The 18309-nt window shown below is 27.4% G+C and carries 17 protein-coding genes; 4 read left to right on the top strand and 13 right to left on the bottom strand.

Going from position 1 to position 18309, the window contains the following annotated elements; all coding sequences use genetic code 11:
• A partial coding sequence (locus tag VLM92_RS08740) for a hypothetical protein (protein WP_331681729.1) occupies window positions 1-180 on the bottom strand: 180 nt, incomplete at its 3' end.
• Between the two features lie 205 nt (window positions 181-385).
• On the opposite strand from VLM92_RS08740, the gene VLM92_RS08735 reads away from it, so the two are divergent.
• The gene (locus VLM92_RS08735) at window positions 386-595 is read left to right on the top strand and encodes a hypothetical protein (RefSeq protein WP_325275956.1); all 210 of its coding nucleotides are present in this window, start codon (window positions 386-388) and stop codon (window positions 593-595) included.
• Window positions 596-702: 107 nt separating this feature from the next.
• Here VLM92_RS08735 and VLM92_RS08730 read toward each other — a convergent pair whose 3' ends face one another.
• Complete coding sequence (locus VLM92_RS08730) at window positions 703-2061, bottom strand: D-serine ammonia-lyase (RefSeq protein ID WP_325275955.1); 1359 nt, start codon at window positions 2059-2061, stop codon at window positions 703-705.
• Between the two features lie 291 nt (window positions 2062-2352).
• On the opposite strand from VLM92_RS08730, the gene VLM92_RS08725 reads away from it, so the two are divergent.
• Window positions 2353-2907 carry a helix-turn-helix domain-containing protein gene (locus VLM92_RS08725; protein ID WP_325275954.1) on the top strand — a complete coding sequence of 185 codons (555 nt, stop codon included), beginning with the start codon at window positions 2353-2355 and terminating at the stop codon, window positions 2905-2907.
• A 205-nt stretch (window positions 2908-3112) separates the two neighbouring features.
• On the opposite strand, the gene VLM92_RS08720 is transcribed toward VLM92_RS08725, so the two are convergent.
• From VLM92_RS08720 to VLM92_RS08690, 7 genes are all read right to left on the bottom strand, one after another.
• Complete coding sequence (locus VLM92_RS08720; RefSeq protein WP_325275953.1) at window positions 3113-4195, bottom strand: glycoside hydrolase family 10 protein; 1083 nt, start codon at window positions 4193-4195, stop codon at window positions 3113-3115.
• A 237-nt stretch (window positions 4196-4432) separates the two neighbouring features.
• Window positions 4433-4693 carry a hypothetical protein gene (locus VLM92_RS08715; RefSeq protein WP_325275952.1) on the bottom strand — a complete coding sequence of 87 codons (261 nt, stop codon included), beginning with the start codon at window positions 4691-4693 and terminating at the stop codon, window positions 4433-4435.
• 17 nt (window positions 4694-4710) lie between these two features.
• On the bottom strand, window positions 4711-5406 hold the full coding sequence (locus VLM92_RS08710; RefSeq protein WP_325275951.1) for a hypothetical protein: 696 nt from the start codon (window positions 5404-5406) through the stop codon (window positions 4711-4713).
• A 161-nt stretch (window positions 5407-5567) separates the two neighbouring features.
• Window positions 5568-6884 (bottom strand): hemolysin family protein, encoded by a 1317-nt coding sequence (locus VLM92_RS08705; RefSeq protein ID WP_325275950.1) that lies wholly within the window; start codon window positions 6882-6884, stop codon window positions 5568-5570.
• 105 nt (window positions 6885-6989) lie between these two features.
• Window positions 6990-7535, bottom strand: a complete 546-nt coding sequence (locus tag VLM92_RS08700; protein ID WP_325275949.1) for a hypothetical protein — start codon at window positions 7533-7535, stop codon at window positions 6990-6992.
• A gap of 74 nt (window positions 7536-7609) precedes the next feature.
• Window positions 7610-8689: a hypothetical protein gene (locus tag VLM92_RS08695; protein ID WP_325275948.1), complete on the bottom strand. Its 1080-nt coding sequence runs from the start codon at window positions 8687-8689 to the stop codon at window positions 7610-7612.
• Between the two features lie 182 nt (window positions 8690-8871).
• A complete protein-coding gene (locus VLM92_RS08690) occupies window positions 8872-10149 on the bottom strand; it encodes a cation:proton antiporter (protein WP_325275947.1) in 1278 nt (425 codons plus the stop codon).
• Between the two features lie 205 nt (window positions 10150-10354).
• On the opposite strand from VLM92_RS08690, the gene VLM92_RS08685 reads away from it, so the two are divergent.
• Complete coding sequence (locus VLM92_RS08685) at window positions 10355-11059, top strand: Crp/Fnr family transcriptional regulator (protein WP_325275957.1); 705 nt, start codon at window positions 10355-10357, stop codon at window positions 11057-11059.
• 27 nt (window positions 11060-11086) lie between these two features.
• On the opposite strand, the gene VLM92_RS08680 is transcribed toward VLM92_RS08685, so the two are convergent.
• The 4 genes from VLM92_RS08680 to hisJ all read right to left on the bottom strand — a co-directional run bounded on the left by VLM92_RS08680 (window position 11087) and on the right by hisJ (window position 15234).
• Complete coding sequence (locus tag VLM92_RS08680; protein ID WP_414708153.1) at window positions 11087-12022, bottom strand: DUF2156 domain-containing protein; 936 nt, start codon at window positions 12020-12022, stop codon at window positions 11087-11089.
• A gap of 339 nt (window positions 12023-12361) precedes the next feature.
• Complete coding sequence (locus VLM92_RS08675; protein ID WP_325275945.1) at window positions 12362-12505, bottom strand: hypothetical protein; 144 nt, start codon at window positions 12503-12505, stop codon at window positions 12362-12364.
• A gap of 283 nt (window positions 12506-12788) precedes the next feature.
• The gene (locus VLM92_RS08670) at window positions 12789-14177 is read right to left on the bottom strand and encodes a peptide MFS transporter (protein WP_325275944.1); all 1389 of its coding nucleotides are present in this window, start codon (window positions 14175-14177) and stop codon (window positions 12789-12791) included.
• A 265-nt stretch (window positions 14178-14442) separates the two neighbouring features.
• On the bottom strand, window positions 14443-15234 hold the full coding sequence (hisJ, locus tag VLM92_RS08665; RefSeq protein WP_325275943.1) for a histidinol-phosphatase HisJ: 792 nt from the start codon (window positions 15232-15234) through the stop codon (window positions 14443-14445).
• 347 nt (window positions 15235-15581) lie between these two features.
• Between hisJ and VLM92_RS08660 the strand changes: the two genes are divergently transcribed.
• The gene (locus VLM92_RS08660; protein ID WP_325275942.1) at window positions 15582-18050 is read left to right on the top strand and encodes an Ig-like domain-containing protein; all 2469 of its coding nucleotides are present in this window, start codon (window positions 15582-15584) and stop codon (window positions 18048-18050) included.
• Window positions 18051-18309: the final 259 nt, after the last annotated feature.

Genomic DNA, 18309 nt, shown 5'->3' with positions numbered 1-18309 from the left:
TCCTATTGTGTCCATAAATGATTTTATTTTATTTGAATCATCAGGGTCTATTAATATGTCTATATCATTTGGTTTATCTACTAAATCATGAAAATGTAACAACACTGAGCTACCAATTGACCAAGTACAATTTAGTTCATTTAATTTATTTGCTACTTTTTTTAATACATCTAAATTCATATGGCCCTCCTATAATTTGTCTTTAAGTGATTTATCTTAATTATACCAAATAGAAATTAAGTATTATATATTATTAAATTTAATTACACAATATCTTTTGCTTCTTTCTCTATAAATAAATCTTCTTGTATATTATAATTTTATAAATAAGTATTATAAAATCCTTAATTAAGATAAAATATTAAATATTAGGAAGGTGATATAATTGAAAATTGACAGAATGAAAATAACTTTTAATAATAATTTTGAGAAAATAGTTGAAAGAGATAATGTTAGAAATTTTAATTCTTTAATCGAATGGTTAGAAATGTTTAATAACGGTGAAAATGTAAGTTTGTTGACAATGTCTGGCAAAGAGTTGGGTAGCTCTTTTTCAATAGATAAAAATAATGTTAAATCTATAGAAATCCTATAAATCTATATCAAATAATTTATTGTTTATTAAAACAAAAAAAAGTGTAGATAAATTTATTTTTACATAAATCTATCTACACTGTCATTTATAACCTACTCTCATTATACTTATTTAAGTAATGAAAGGCCTTTATTATAATACTCATCCATCATATCCTTTGGTACCATACTTCCACCAGTTGCCCACGCAATATGATTTATATTTTCTATTTTATCTTCAAGATTATTATCTTTTAAGTATTTCTTGCCTTCTTTAGATGTAAGTATATTTACAATACCTGGTACACCTGCAAGTGCTGAAGGCTCTAAGAATATTTTTTCACTATCTGCCATGATAGTTAATAATCTATACATATTTTCATCTTCAACTGAATAACATCCACTCATTAGTTTTTCTAATGTCTTACCGACGAATCCAGAAGCTCTACCTACTGCTAATCCATCTGCTGCTGTTATATTATCTATTCCAAAGTCTTGCACAGATACATTATCATGTTCTTTAGTCATACACCCTATCATCATACATGGAGAATGTGTTGGCTCTGCAAAGAAGAAATGTACATTATTTTTGTATAAAAGCTTAAGACCAAAGGCAACTCCACCAGGTCCTCCACCTACACCACATGGTAAATATACAAATAATGGGTTATTATCATCAACGTTTACACCCATATCCTTTAGTTGCTTATCTAATCTTTTAGCTGCAACTGAATATCCTAAAAATAAGTTTTGAGAATTTTCATCATCTACAAAGTAGCTATTAGCATCTTCTTCAGCTTGCTTTCTACCTTCTTCAACAGCTTTGCTATAATCAGATTCGTATTCTATAACCTCTACTCCTCTACTTCTTAAAAGATCCTTTTTCCATTGTCTTGCATCTGCTGACATATGAACAGTAACCTTAAATCCTAATTTTGCACTCATTATACCTATACTTAAACCTAAGTTTCCAGTTGATCCTACTACTACAGAGTAATTAGAGAAGAAGGCTCTCATTTCATCACTATCTAATTTTTCATAGTTATCTTCTACTGTAATTATATTATTTTCTAAAGCTAAATCTTCTGCACGCTTTAGTACTTCGTATATTCCACCTCTAGCCTTTATAGATCCTGATACTTTAAGATGACTATCACACTTTAATAAAAGATTTCCTAAAAGTTCTTCACCGCATATTTCTTCTAGTTTAGATTTCATGTTGTTTATTTTAACTATTGGAGATTCTATTATTCCATTTTCTTCTTTAGTTTCTGGGAATACTTTAGCTATATATGGAGCAAATCTATTTAATCTTTCTTGGGCATCTAATACATCATCTTCATTAAGTGAAACATTTTTCATTCCTTCTTCAAAATCACTATACTGAGAATTTATCCATAATACTTCTTTTAAGTCTATTATCTCTTTTAATAATGGATATTCTTCTATCCACGTTGATATTTCTTTGTTTAATACTTTTGAATTCATTATATTTTCCCACCCTTATTTTATTATTTTTTATTACCCTAAAAAAGTTTTACAAGTTATATGTTTTTGTAGATAGTATAGAATTAAATTCTATATAACTTCTCATAAATTGCATTTAACTTATTTTAATTAAATTAAATACAGTTTAATAAATGTTAACATTTTTCCAAAACAACGTCAATAATATTTAATATTTTTGTCTTTTATTAAATATTATTTAATAAATTTGATAAAACTATATTATATTGATATAATAATTTAAAATACATATTAAAAAGAGGTAGCTTATAAATGAATGAAGTGAATATATCAAAAAATATTTCTGAATATAGAAAAGGAAAAAATTTAACCATTAAAGAATTAGCTAATTTAACAGGGGTTACGTCTTCTTTACTTAGCCAAATAGAAAAAGGTACTGCTAATCCATCTATAAATACACTGAAACAAATTTCTAAGGCTTTAGATATACCATTATTTAATTTTTTCATAAATGATGTTCCAACTGAGGACTTAGTAGTTAGAAGTGATAATCGTAAAAAAATAATATTTTCTGAATCTGATAGCTTTGCATATGAACTATTAACACCAGATTCAAAAGGTTCAATTGAATTTATGCTTATGAAAATACCACCTAAAGAATCTTCTTCTGAGGAACTTTTTAGCCATAAAGGTGAAGAAGTTGCTTATGTAACAAAGGGGTCTGTTAATCTTCATTTAATGAGTACTGTAATTGAACTTAATTGTGGTGATAGTGTTAAAATACCTCCACGTTCAAATCATAAATGGGAAAATATAACTAATTTTTATTGCGAAGTTATATTTGCAGTAACTCCTCCTTCTTTCTAAACTTTTATTTTACTTATTAAATAAAATAAAATCTTATTAAATTATTTTAAGTCTATCTTTTATTTTTATAATTCTCCATATAAATAGCTACAGTAATTATCTTTACTGTAGCTATTTATATGGAGACAAAAATTAAAATCTTATTTAACATTCCAACACTCTGTACTATATGAAACATTCTTCAAAGTAGTATTTAAATTGAAACCTAGTCATTGTATTCCTTACAACTATATACTTCTTTTAATTGTTTTATTACATTCCCTGTGTTTTCTTTTATATTACTCATACTAAAGAATATACTACCTTCAACTTCACTATAAGTTCTATTTATATTCACTTGTTTTTCTATTTCTTTTGCTATATCTACATTACTTATATTTTGACCTATATATAACCTAACACCTGTATCTTTAACTACATTATTCCACCATTTAACTGACGTTTCGTAAGCACTAATTTTATTATCTATAGTCCAATAAATTTGAGGTGCTATATAATCTATAATTCCTTCTTCTATCCACTTTAAACTATCTGCATACACATCATAATAACTTTCTAAATTATTTGTATCTGAACCATTAGGATCACTGCTTTTATTTTTCCATACTCCAAAAGGACTAACTCCAAATTGAACACATTCTCTTGTGGATTTTATAGCCTTATTTACTAGCCTAATCATATTGTTTACTGCTTCACGTCTGTTATTAGCAATCACTCCATCTCTATCTTCCCCTTGTGGCAAAGGATAATTATACGGATAGAAGTAATCATCAAAATGAATTCCATCTATATAGTAATTTTTTACTATTTCAAAAACTGTTGTTGCAATATACCTTATAACTTCTGGATTTTCAGGGTTATAAAATAATGCATTATCATAGGATAATGCCCAACTTGGATTCAATCTTGCTGGGTGAGCCTTGTATAATTTATTTAAATCTGTTCCTGACGTAGTTATTCTATATGGATTTAACCATGCATGAAATTCCATATTTCTTCTATGAGTTTCTTTTATCATAAATTTAAGTGGATCATATCCTGGACTTTTCCCTTGAGTTCCTGTAAGATACTTTGACCATGGGTTTATATATGATTTGTAGAAAGTATCTGAAGTTGGTCTTATTTGAACAAATACTGAATTGAAATTTAAACTTTGTAGTGTATCTAATATTTCTATAAATTCTTGTTTTTGGGCATGTATATCATTTTGAGTTTTAGGCCAATCTATTTCATAAACTGTTGATATCCAAACCCCTCTGAGTTCACATAGTTTACAATTATTATTCATATTATCACCCTCCCAATAAAAATTCGCTTCGCTCATATTACTCAAGTGGTTCGCCTATATATGGCTCAAACAACCTTGAAAAACATGCCCGTCGTTCAAATATACTATTTATAATATTTTTATTTATTTGTGATTATGCCTAAATATATTTTTGTGTAGCTTCTAAATCTTCAAAAATCTAAAAAATAATGTGAAATAGAGAATTGTTATTATCCTCTATTTCACATTATTTTAAAACTATTCACCTGTTCCTAAATCTAGAATTTCTTTTTCCCATTCTGTAGGTCCTTCATTTGATTCAATAAACTTTCTCCAATAAATACCTTTTTCATTGTCAAAAACAATAATATTATTTTCATTAGGTGCTATTATTTCATATCTATTATTTACTTTACTAGTTTCCTTAACTAAATTAAATGAATAAATTAATGATATCGAAAGAATAATAAATCCTAAAATAATTGAAGCACTAATAATAAATATGGATTTTTTATCCATTAAATTTCCCCTTTTATTTATAAATCTTTAGTTACAGATGTCTCTACTTCTGTAACTATATCCTTACTCATACGCACCCTAATATAATTTATGTCATCTATTATAAACCTATGCTTCACATTTTCACTTTTAAAGTTACATATTTTAAATATTATTTGTATAAAATATCCTAATCCAATAGCTGTTATTACAGTTCCTATTCCAATACTACCGCCTAAGAAATAACCTACTATTAATGCCCCTAATTCCATTACTCCTCTTATTAATTTTACAGATTTATTTGTTCTTTTTTGAAAAGCTATCATCATTCCATCTCTAGGTCCACTACCTAATCCACTTCCAATGTAAAGAACTAATCCAAATCCCATTAGTGTCATACCTATACATAACATTATAATTCCCATCATCATACTATTAGCTACAGGAACAAGATTACTAAATAGTATCAAATCTAAAAAAACTCCTATAAACATCATGTTTAGAACAGTTCCCCATCCTACATTTTCACCTAACATAACGTCAAGAACTACTACTATAAGACCTACACATATTGTAGCACTTCCTATTGTTATGCCAATTTTATTTGATATACCCTGATGAAGTACATCCCATGGTGACAAACCTAAGTTAGCATTTATCATGAATGCTATTGATAATGAACATACAAAAAATCCTGTAAATAATCTTATAAATTTTAATATTATTTTGCTCAACTCTTTTACCTCCCTAGATATTTGTTTTATTTTATACTTATATTAATTAACATATTTTAACATATAACTTATCATAATATAGTATAACACATAATAGAATTGATTTTGTATAAACAAAAATCCATACCTAATTAGGCATGGATTAACTTTATTAAATCATATTAATATAACAAACTGACCTGAATATCTTCTATTCTTCTATTATTTATCTTAACTAACTTAAATATTAATTTATCTAAATCTAGCTGTATATCTTCCTCTCCATTTGGTATTTCTCCTAATGTGTTTATTATATACCCACTTAAAGTATCATAGTCACCTTGCTCTATAGTAGTTCCAAACATATCATTAAAATCATTTATTGTTAAAAATCCCTTTACTATAAAATTTTTATCATCAATTTTCTTTATTCTAGATTCTTCCAGATCATATTCATCTTCAATTCCACCCATAATTTCTTCAATTAAATCTTCCATAGTTACTATACCTGAAAATCCTCCATACTCATCAATTAATAAAGCTAAATGAACTCTTTTTGATTGTAACATTTTAAATAATTCATTTGCCCTTTTGGTTTCTGGAACAAAATAAGGTTTGTGTAGAATCTTTCTTATTTCTAAGTTTTCAAAGCCTACTTTTCTAGCTTCAATTATTAAATCTTTTACATACAAGATACCTATAATATTATCTATACTTTTTTCATATACAGGTATTCTTGAATATTTCAAATCTGATAAATTGTCTAAAATACAATTTACATCATCCTCTATGTCTATAGTAAAGGTATCTTTCCTTGATGTCATTATTTCTCTTGCAATTTTGTCATTAAATTCAAAAACGCCATTAATCATTTCTTTTTCATCATATTCAATACATCCACCTTGCTGAGATTTTGATATTAAAAATAATATTTCTTCTTCTGATAAGGTCTCCTCTATATGAGAGTCTTCATTACCAGTTAGTCTTATAACGACACTAGTTGAGATTGTAAGGATTTTAATAAATGGCTTTGTAATTATAAATATAAAGTAAACTGGTATCACAGAAAACAAAGCTATTTTTTCTGATTTTCTTAACCCTATTCTCTTTGGAACAAGCCTTCCAAAAACTAGTGTAAAGTATAGAAGTATAAGGATTATACCTATCATAAAACCTTCTTGTATATAAGGAAGATTTAAATTCCTTATATCATTAGGTAAATGAGTTGATATTCCCCTTGCTACTGAGGCAATTAATAAAAATCCTGCAAGTGTGATTACTATTTGAATTGTTGATAAGAAATTACTTGGATCATCCATAAGTTTTTCAAGTAATTTAGCTCTTTTATTACCATCTTCACTTAATTTTTTTACTTTTATTTTATTTACAGAAACAATTGCCATCTCTGCTGCTACAAAAAATGCACTTATAGCTATAAATAAAGCTACTAAAATTAATTGTAAAATGATCCTATCGGGTTCTGGTTCTAATGTGTTCATTTTTCTCTCCTTAAAAAATAATTTTTATAAGTTTATCATAGATTATTATTTTGGTCAATTTAATCTATGATAAGCATTATATGTTGATTTTCTAAAAAAGTACCTCTATTCAACTGTTTTAAATTTAAATATTGTTCTTGGACCTGCCTTTTCTGCTCTTGCTACAAGCCTTTTATCTTTTTCTCTTACTCTAACATAATATCCATTCGGTGCTTTTAAAACATATTCTTTCTTATTTATTTTATAAATTCTAAACTTAGTTGCTCCCTTTTTATTAGTATCTGCAACTAAAAAATCTCTTTCATCTACTCTTACAAAATCTCCGCCTTGTATTTTTATTTTAGCTTTATTTTCATCTAGTATTATTATTTTAAATATTCCATTCTTATTAACTTTTTCTCCTGTTGCATACAAGTAATCATAGTATCCTATTACTACAAATTCATCTTCAAAAACTGATTTTATTTTAACTTTAAGTGTTTCCTTTTCATCATCATACTCTGGATATAGTGGAGGAAATTCTGGTTTCGGTTTTGGTATAAATGGTGGGTATATTGGCCCTGGTCCCCCTGGTATAAATGGTGGAAATATTATTACCCCACCCTTTGGACTTCTATTTTTTTTAATCATGCTGTCATGTTCTTTATTCATTATTTAAAGCCCCCTAGTTATTGTTAATATATTATATTTCTTTATATATTATGACAATAAATACTAAAAGTTACTTAATTCAATTGTGATTTTCTCCTACACATTGAAAATGCTTTTAAAACAATACATCCTAGTGTAAATAAAACACAAACAAGCCATGTTATCGTATCTATATATGGTATCAAAAGTAATATTTTCATTGTTAATACTCCTACTAATACTTGTAAATATTCATTTTTGTCTTTAATGATTATTTGACCTAATGTTATTCCTGATATCATCGGACATAAATACATTAATAGTACGTAAAATATTATAAATATAAGCCCTATAGGAATTCCTATAACTGTTATAAATAACAATATTGATACAATAGGTATAATTATAAACGCTCCTAATCCTACTAAAATATTTTCACCTATAGAATGTTTAACATTTTTTTCAATTTCATAAAAATATCCTCTGAAAATTACAAATAGTAACAACCCTATTATAACTGCTGTTAACATACTCATAAGAGTTGTTGCTATATTAAATGTATTTTGTTCTTTAAAACTCGTTTCAGTTACTACTTTATTATAATTTATATTGCTTGGATCAATCTTTGCATTTATAGTCGGTTCATTAGGTGATTTAATATTTACATTTCCTAATATATTAGCATTTTCTGATATAATCACATTTTCTCCATCAACATTAAGTTCGCCTTTAACATCTCCATCAATAACAATATTTTCACCTGCTAAATATAAGTCATTAGTAACGCCTTTAAAATTAATATCTTGACCTGCTGCATAAACTGCATTGCAATTTGTATTTTTTCCTATGTTAATTTCTTCTCCTGCTACAGTAATATTTTTTGTATGTTTAACATCTATATTTAAAATTTGCCCTGCTACCCTAATATTACCTGAAATTTTTTCTGACATTATTTTTATATTTTGACCACCTGAAATAACATCTCCCCCCACAATATTATTGATATTTATATCTTGGGCAAATGCATATATATCTCCTTTGACTTCATTGGTAGTATTTACTGACTCACTAAATAAAAATAGATTCGATGCGCTATTTTTACCATCAGCAAAAACAGTTATTGATAATAAAAACACCATTAATACTGTAATAATTGCTACTCGTATTTGTTTCATATTACTCCCTCCTTTTATTCACTACACTATTATACTATGTTTTTATCTATTAATAATTGTTACTATAACAAAAACCTATATGATAAAGTTATGTATTAACTCGCTTTAAAACACTTTAAATTTATCAAACCTTATAAAATTATAAAAGGCCGACTTTATCGCCGACCTTTATCTTACTATATTTAAGATTCAAATATTTCTTTTTTATTATTTGTTATTTCTTTTTGTTCTTCTTCCAATAATCCAAGTTTTTTAGCTACTAATTTAGTAGTACTTCCTTGGATTATTAGTGTAATTAGTATAGCCATAAATACTATTGATGAAATTATTTCATAATTTGGTATTTTCATAGATGCTATTATACCACATAAAGCTGCTGGTATTACTCCCGTTTCTCTAACCCACATCATAAATAGCATTTCTTTTTTATCCCATTTTGCACTTTTATCAAATCTAGTACAAACGAATACACATACAGGTCTTGCTATAAACATTAAACTAAGTACTACTAAAAGTGCTGGTCCAAAATATTTTGCTAGCATAGCTAAGTCAACTTGACTTCCCAATATTACAAATATTGCCATGCGACATATAGTACCTAAAGTTTCAGCAACATAAAAATCTGCATCATAAGATTGTTGTGATAACCATATTTTAAAGTTCTTTTTGTTTCCTGTTATTATCCCAACTATAAAGCAAGCCATATATCCACTTCCACCAAACTTTGTAGCTACTTCATAAGCTATTATTACAGAAAGTATTGATATAATAGGTGCAAAATCTTTGAATATTCCATAAGGCTGATCATTTACTAATTTTAAAAGAACGATTCCTGTAACTATACCAACTACAACACCTACTGCAATCATTATTCCTAATTCATATATATTTTCACTTAAAGAAAATTGTCCTGATAATATTATAGCTAGAACTGCTGAAGTGAGTATTGCACCTATTGCATCATTAAAAGCTGATTCACTTATAACTGTTTGCTTTACTTTGTCTTTTATTTTTACTTGATTAAATATTGGAACTAATGTTGCAGGATCTGTTGATGATATGATTGAACCAATTAATAAAGAAGTAATATATGATACTTCAAATGTTAGTCCAACTACTTTCGCCACTATAAATGTCGATATGATTACTCCTACTGTTGATAATAAAAATACAGTTACCTTTACATTTTTTAGCACTTTTAAACTTATTTCTTTTCCACCTAAATATAATATAAATGCAGAACCAAATGTTAAAATCAGCTGATTTTCAACTTGGTAGTGACTTATATCTATAAATTGTAAAAACGAAGGTCCTATTAAAATTCCTGCTATTAAAAATAATACTACATCTGGTACTTTTAATATTTCACTTAATTTACTACAAATGATACCAGTCATAGCAACTACTGCAAAAATTACTAGTAATGTGTTACTTGCTATTGTCTGAATAGAAGATTCCATATAAACATCCCCTTGTTAATTTATTTGTAAACCTTTCTAACATTATATTATATTGTTAATCTCGAATTATGTTATTTTTTGATTGTTAAATTTTTTTAACATATACTGACTTTATAATTATACTTAATCAATATTATTATATATGTTAAAATTATATATGTTAAAATTATATATGACTATAAGATTATGTTAGGAGTGGTATGTTATAAATTCAAATACTCAATGTAAAAGTAGATTATATGCTAAAGAAATTCCTATTTTTTCTTCTTTATCAGACGATGAATTAGAAGAAATATTAAATGATATAGAGCATTTTTGTTTTAAAAAAGATGATATTATATGCTTGGAAGAAGATTATTTATCTAAACTTATTATAATAAGTAATGGAACTATAAAGTTGTCAAAAACAACACATGAAGGTAAGGAACAAATAATACATATACTATCAGTAGGTGAATTTTTTGGTGAACTTAGTTTATTTAATGATAACTATATTACAAATTTCTCTGCTACTGCTGTTAATAATGTAAGTATATGTGTTATATCAAAGGAAAATATGGACAAGGTATTATCACAAAATCCTCATATAACTCTAAAGATTTTAAATGGGGTAAGTAAAAGATTAATGGAAGTTGAAAATCTTGCCACATGTCTAGCTACTAATGATATTGACCATAGAATAATATGCATGATACTTGAGTTTATAGATAAGTATGGTATTGATAAAGATGGTATACTTCAAGTTGACATTCCTTTGAATAGAGAAGGTATGGCAAATTATTGCGGAGTTACTAGAGAAACTATAAGTAGAAAACTATCTAAATTTGAACAAGATGGGCTTTTCGAATTTAAAGGAATGAAAAAATTAATTATTAAAGATTTAGATAAAATGAAAAGATTTATTGATTAATATAAAAGGGGGTAATATTTACCCCTTTTATATTTCTAATACTGTATATTTTTCAACAAACCTAGATGGATGATATGAAAGTTTAGCTTTTCTTAATCCTTCTATTCCTAAATCTTCTTCTCTATTTATGAACTCTACATCACTAAATTCATTTACTAAAAACTGCTGATTTATATATGGATACAAACCTCGTATGCTTGGATTTGCCTTTTCTATATGAATAACTGCCATATTATCATTTAACATTTCACCTATTGAAAATGCTTCTAATTTAGAATCCACATATATACCTCCGATTTTCAACTTATTTTTTAACTCATCATAATGGTTAAATAATCTTTTTATAGCTTCAAATTCATCTTTAAAACCCTCACTATCTTCGCTACCTTGCGACCACTCATTTAAAAGAACTATACACTCTTCAAATTGGTTATTTTCCTCTAATTTCTTATATTCAAATCTATTATCATATTCTTTTAAGAAATAATTTATATGGTTTCTCTTTTTTTGATTTTTCCTTCCAGCTAAAGTTCTTAGACTTTCTCCATTATATACATAGTCAAAATAATCTCTTTCTTCTATATATTCAAATTTTCGTGGATATTTTTTTTTCATAAAATCTACTATTTCCTTGGTTATAGCCCTTAAGTGAACTTTTTTCTCTTCATTTTTAAAATACGTTAATATAAAGTCTATAGCTTTAGACATATTTTCCTTAGTTGCTAGGGGTAAAACTACAAAATCACTTCCTTCGTATTCACCAGATACTATAGCGAAATCATCTTCTACATAATATACTGTATTATATACATTTTTCCACATATATAAAGTCGCAAAACAATATTCACATGCCTCATAGTCTACTAATTCAAAGTATGGTTCTAATATACTCTTTGCATTTATATCGATTGATTTAAATAAGGTGGTCTCTGCTACTGATTCAAACAAAATAATATCCTCCATTTTTTTCACTTTTTTGCTAAATATAGTTATTATAATATCACTATCCTTTAATAAAAAATGTGATGCTAATCAAATTTCACTATTCTTATATTATTAATATAAATTGTATTTGTGAGCACTTATTTTAATTTACTTGCATAAGATTATTTATACTTCTATAATTTAAATAGCTCATTAAATGAAACACTACAATTTATCTATTGTAATATAAATTAAAAATTCTTATGAGATTGAATCTTGTACTTGTTAGAAAAAGTAAATATATGAACCATAACATGAGGTACAAATAGTACCTACTTCTAACAATACTATTTATATCTCTATTTATATATTTTTATTTTATTCAATAGGCCTTTTAAAATAATGCCAGGTATTCCATACACAAACTAATTCCCAGCCATCTTTACCATAATCGTTTAGTTTTTGTATTATCTTTTCAGGTTCTTCCCATATTGATATATATTTATACTCATATTTTTTCATCAAAACTACTCCTTTAAAATCATTCTTTATTATTTTTATATTTAAAGGAGCTTAATTATATTCTATTTATTTTCTATACTAATTCATAAATCATAGGCTTTTTAAATTACTTTTTTAAAGTATAATACAAATATTCACAATGTATATTATGTGGTAGCTAGTTTAATAATAAAAAAAGAACACTAGAAATCATTGATTTCCAGTGTTCTTAAAAATTCAAAATATTATTTATATAAATCTATGCACATTTTCTTATTTTCATGCAACTTTTTAATTGTATATATTAGTCTTCCATCATAGCAACAAGTTTCTTTCTTAGTGCTAATAATATCAACCCAAAGAATATAACAGCTGCTGCTATAGTACCGAATACTTCGATATGTCCAAGTCTTTCAACGTAAGAAGCTATATATCCACCAATTATATTAGCAAAGAAACTAGCCATTAACCAAACTCCCATAAGTAAAGATGCTAATTTAGGAGGTGCCATTTTACTTACCATTGAAAGTCCTACTGGAGATAAACAAAGTTCACCAAGTGTGTGTAAGAAGTAAGTTCCAACAAGCCATATCATACTTGCTTTTACAGTTATATCGTCTCCAGCATTTCCTCTTTGTAAACAAGCTCCAACCATTAATAAGAAACCAGCTCCAAGAAGAAGCATACCAAAAGCCATTTTTACAGGTGTTGATAAATCACCACGCTTTGAACTAGCTAATTTTGTCCATATCATTGACATAATTGGTGCAAGTAAAACTATTAATACTGGGTTTAATGATTGGAACCAAGATACAGGTACTTCCATTCCAAATGCATTTCTATTTATATAATCTTGAGTATATATTGTAAGTGAACTTCCTGCTTGTTCAAATCCTGCCCAGAAGAATATTACGAAAGCTGCTAATATGAATATAACTGCAGTTCTTTCTTTTTCTTTCTTAGTAAGAGGTTTGTTTGAAACTTCACTATTTTTATCATTAGTTTTTTGTTTTGAAACTGGGTATTTACCTATGTCACCAAGATATTTATTTGATAAAGCATTAAATAATATTTGTCCTACTATCATACCTATAGCTGCTGCTAAGAAACCATACTTAAATCCATAGTGAATTATAGTTTCACCTTGTTTTTGTGCAAAAATACCTTCTGCTAAAGTACCACATACAAGTGGAGCTAAGAATGCACCTAAGTTAATTCCCATATAGAATATTGTAAATGCACCATCTCTTCTTGAATCTCCATCTGGATATAACTTACCAACTAATGTTGATATATTCGGCTTGAAGAAACCGTTACCAATTATAAGTAAGAATAACCCTAAATATAACGCTTGTTTACTTTGGCTTGCAAATAATGCTAATTGTCCAAGAGCCATTGTTATACCACCAATAGTTACTGCTTTTCTTTGTCCTAAATATTTATCAGAAAGCCATCCTCCTATTAGTGGAGTGAAGTAAACAAATCCTGTAAAATAACCATAAAGAAGTGTTGCACTTGATTTATCAAATCCTAACCCTCCGCTTACTAATTCTGTAGTTAAATACATAACTAATAAAGCTCTCATACCATAATAACTAAATCTCTCCCACATTTCCGTGAAGAATAGTAAATACAACCCAGGAGGATGTTTTACTTTTGCATCATTTGATTGTAACTTCTCTGTTGCTTGCATAATATTTTCCCTTTCTTACATGTCTAAATTTTTGAATTATTTTAATTTATTAATTTCAATTTTATTGTAGCATATATTCCCGTAAATTGCAATTAATTGTTGAAATATATGCATAATTTTAATAATTAAGAATATATGTCGAATATTGAATAATTGTAAAATAGTTATTAAGCAGCAATAATATATGCTACAATTTTGTAAAGAAATATCTTGAACTATACTTCCTATAGATTTACAATTCTAATCCTAAAAAAATACACATCAATTAAATAATTGATGTGTATTCTTGAGTACTACCTATGTCTCTACAGCAATGTGAGTCTGACCCTAAGATAATGGGAACATTATATTTTTTTATTAAATCTAAGAGATGATCGTGTATATATGGTTCTTTGCAATATTTCTTTCTTATTCCCGATACATTAAAATCAACTTCATATTTATTTTTCTTTATTAACATTACTACTTCTTCTAATCGTTCATTTCCTTTGTAGTCATATGGAAAAACTTTATTAAACTTTCTTACTAAATTTAAATGACCTATTCTCTTGGGCTTATATTCACCTAGATCACTGTTTATGGCTAATTTTAAAGTTTCATAATATTTATTGTAAACATCTTTTGTACTTCCTAATAAATTAATCATTTTTTCAAATTCTGATGGGCTAAAATCCATACAATAGTATTTATCTTTAATTTTTATCATGTGAACAGATAGTATTGAATCTTCTATATATTTTCCATATTTATTTAACATCTCTTTTATTTCATTTTCGTAGCCTTCTATATAATCTACTTCTACCCCTACATTTATCTTTATTTTATTTTTATATTTGTCTTTTAGCCTGTATAGTTCATTAAAATAGTCTAATATTACTCCTTCGTCCATCCCACTATCTTGATTTGGAGAAGGATCTATAAAATTATTTGGTAAAGGTAAATGTTCTGTAAATGTTATTTCTTTTAAACGTGTGTTAATCGCTTTGTTTATATAATCTTCAAATGTATCGTCACTTCCATGTGGACAATATGGCGAGTGTATATGTCCATCTCTCATAAAATCTTTGCCTCCCTTTTTGATAACAATCCTATAAATATGAATATGTTAAACTTTAATTTTATTTAAATCTATGTTAAATTGAAATTTTTTATATAGTAACATTTATATTCAAAAAAAGCCACATCACAGCACAAAATTTCTAAGTTACAATACTATAGTTAGATTTAAAAACAAAAAATTTGTTAATGTTGCAGTCATATTTCCAAATATTTTCAAATAGCATTTCATAAAATTTGTATAATTTAGTAACTCTTTAAATAGTTAATTAATATATTATAATTAGCTAATATATTATAGGTGAATATATATATTAGTTAATTAATTATAATATTTGAGGTGATATCATGACGTACTATTCCACAACAAAAAATCGTTGTAATACAACAAAATGTTGTTGTGATGAAATAAAAGATTATTGTGATACAACAAAAGATTGTTATTATGAAATAAAATTTGGTAATGAAAATTTAGATACCCTTTCTATTATGAACAGTCTCTTAAAATTTAAAAACAAAAAAATCCAAATAATAACACAAGCTACGCCTCCTGCTGGTAAACCGCCTAATATTACTGGTACACTAATATATGTTGACAAAAAAATTCTTAAATTACGTCTTAAGTCTGAGTCTGATGGTTCAATTAAAGAAGGTATCTATTTTCTAAAATCAATTTTAGGATTTATTCCTTTGGGTGAAGAAGATTCTGGTGGGTGTGAAAAAGAAACAAATCCTCTTACCTCTGCATTTTCTGAATCCATAGGCAAACGTGTTAATCTTCTAGTATCAAGTAGTTCTTCAACATCTAGTGGAACTAATGTAACCGGTACTGTACTAGAAGTAACTAATGATTTTTTAAAGATACAACTTGATCAGACTACTGCTACAACTAATCCACTTATCGCAACCTATCCATTAACTCAAATTGTTGGCATAGTTGACCTTACATCTAGCAAAACACCTAAAGGCAACAGTTCTAAGGGTAAAGGTTCTAAAGGTAAGGGCTCTAGCAGCCACCATAGTTCTGAAAGTGAAACATCTAAAGGTGAAATCACAGTTCAAGTTACTGTTAATTGGATTGGTGACACAATCCATCCTGATGAAGTAAATATTAAATTTATTAGAGATGATATAGCAACAACAATACGTACAATTAATCAAATTGCAACATTTAGTACAAAACCAACTGGAGATTTAATTATTCAAGGAGAAAGTATCCCTGGTTTTATTGTACCTATTAAAGAAATTAAAATAACGCCTAGCTTACCTTTTGTTTACGAAACACTTACCTATAGTGCTTCTACAATACCTGTTACTGGTATCACTCTTTCACCGACTACTTTATCACTTTTACCTACAGATACATCTAAATTAACTGCTACTGTTCTTCCTCTTAATGCCAGTAACCAAGTAGTAACTTGGGAGTCTGATAATCCAACTGTTGCTAATGTTGATTTTAGTGGCGTTGTAACTGCATATCAACAAGGTATTGCTACTATTAGTGCTATGACTGCAGAAAGTTATTATACTGCTACTACATCTGTAACTGTAGCAGCCATACAAAGTATTATATCTCCACCTTCAATTTCAGCTGTTTTAGGTGAAGTTGTTATACTTCCTAGTAATGTAAGTGCTCTTTTAAGTAACGGCTCTATTATATCTTTACCTGTTACTTGGATGTATAATGAAATTTCTGTTGGATCTATATTTACTATTGAATCTGATTCAACACTTACCATTTATACTCTAATCGGAACTTTAGACAAAACAGATCTTACTACCACTTTAAACATTAATGTTGATACTAGTTCTCCAATAGCTATACCTGTTACTGGATTAACTTTAAATACTATTTCAACTTCTATTTATGTTGGTTCTAGTATAGATATTGAACCTATTATCACTCCGGATAATGCTACTACAAAAGATGTACTTTGGTCATCATTAGATAATTCTATTGCAACTGTTGATAATAATGGAACTGTAACTGGTGTTGCTCCAGGTCTTACTGTCATAACAGCTACAACTGTAGATGGAAACTTTGAAGCTAGCTGTCAAGTTTCTGTATCTTCTGTTCCTGAAATTGATCTTATTTATTCGATACAAACTGTATATGATACACGTGAAGAGGTTGTTATTAATATAGAAAATCTTGTAGCTGCTCGTGTACTAGAGGATACTATTTACTATATTAAAGTAGAACAAACTGGTAGCTCTCCACTTCTTGGAAGTGGACAGATAACACTTACACAAGATAGCTCTGAATTTAACCTTTATGCATTTACAAACTTTAGTCTTTCTGATAATTTTAATAATGAATATTTCGTATTTATGAGTACTGACTCTACTTTCCCAAAATCTGATGAACAAACACTTTCCACTAATTTCAAAATTGAGCCTGCAGTACCAACTGTTCCTACTGATAATATTCAGGTTGACTTGTCTATAATAGATGGTCCTATCAAGAACCCTTCAGGTATTACTTTTATTCTTGCTAGAGAAATTGATAAAGATATTGCAGATATTACATGGCAAGACTATGCAATTGATCCAACTGTAAATCTTAGTGAAGTTCAATTTACAGATGAGGTTAAATTAAAAGGTAAAACTAACTCAAGAGGCATCGTAGAGTGGGAAACACCTAAAGAACCACTTAAACTTGGAGGATATGTTTTATTAGAAGTTACACCAGATGGTTATATAGATAACCTTAATCTTGTTAATCCAGAATCTAGTGATGGTGAACTAATTAAAGTTGTTCAGCTAACACGTGATGATATAATTATTCGCCATATTATTAATACTTTTATTGGATAAAATAATCGTAAATAATCTCTTACTTTTCGTTATTTGGGATATAACAGTTATTAAGATCTAAAATATATAACATTAATAAAAAACTTACACCCCTAAGATTGTTAATCTTAAGGATGTAAGTTTTTATCTTTCTACCATCTAAAATAGAAAAAGCATCAATTTCATTAATGTTTTATTTCACCTCTTCAAGACAACCACTTAACAAGTTCCATATTTTAGGATTTTGTTTTTTAAAGTTTACTGGCTTTAGACTTTTGTT

The organism is Romboutsia sp. (assembly GCF_035470145.1).
In the GTDB taxonomy this organism is placed as follows: Bacteria; Bacillota; Clostridia; order Peptostreptococcales; family Peptostreptococcaceae; genus Romboutsia_D.
Note: the sequence above shows the minus strand (reverse complement) of the source record. Positions and strands in the feature narration are given on the sequence as shown.

What these genes read in the sequence shown, in the direction of transcription:
- VLM92_RS08730 (WP_325275955.1), bottom strand. Translation starts at nt 2,061, where the DNA reads ATGAATTCAAAAGTATTAAACAAAGAAATATCAACGTGGATAGAAGAA.
- VLM92_RS08725 (WP_325275954.1), top strand. Translation starts at nt 2,353, where the DNA reads ATGAATGAAGTGAATATATCAAAAAATATTTCTGAATATAGAAAAGGA.
- VLM92_RS08720 (WP_325275953.1), bottom strand. Translation starts at nt 4,195, where the DNA reads ATGAATAATAATTGTAAACTATGTGAACTCAGAGGGGTTTGGATATCA.
- VLM92_RS08715 (WP_325275952.1), bottom strand. Translation starts at nt 4,693, where the DNA reads ATGGATAAAAAATCCATATTTATTATTAGTGCTTCAATTATTTTAGGA.
- VLM92_RS08705 (WP_325275950.1), bottom strand. Translation starts at nt 6,884, where the DNA reads ATGAACACATTAGAACCAGAACCCGATAGGATCATTTTACAATTAATT.
- VLM92_RS08700 (WP_325275949.1), bottom strand. Translation starts at nt 7,535, where the DNA reads ATGAATAAAGAACATGACAGCATGATTAAAAAAAATAGAAGTCCAAAG.
- VLM92_RS08695 (WP_325275948.1), bottom strand. Translation starts at nt 8,689, where the DNA reads ATGAAACAAATACGAGTAGCAATTATTACAGTATTAATGGTGTTTTTA.
- VLM92_RS08690 (WP_325275947.1), bottom strand. Translation starts at nt 10,149, where the DNA reads ATGGAATCTTCTATTCAGACAATAGCAAGTAACACATTACTAGTAATT.
- VLM92_RS08680 (WP_414708153.1), bottom strand. Translation starts at nt 12,022, where the DNA reads ATGGAGGATATTATTTTGTTTGAATCAGTAGCAGAGACCACCTTATTT.
- VLM92_RS08675 (WP_325275945.1), bottom strand. Translation starts at nt 12,505, where the DNA reads ATGAAAAAATATGAGTATAAATATATATCAATATGGGAAGAACCTGAA.
- VLM92_RS08670 (WP_325275944.1), bottom strand. Translation starts at nt 14,177, where the DNA reads ATGCAAGCAACAGAGAAGTTACAATCAAATGATGCAAAAGTAAAACAT.
- hisJ (WP_325275943.1), bottom strand. Translation starts at nt 15,234, where the DNA reads ATGAGAGATGGACATATACACTCGCCATATTGTCCACATGGAAGTGAC.
- VLM92_RS08660 (WP_325275942.1), top strand. Translation starts at nt 15,582, where the DNA reads ATGACGTACTATTCCACAACAAAAAATCGTTGTAATACAACAAAATGT.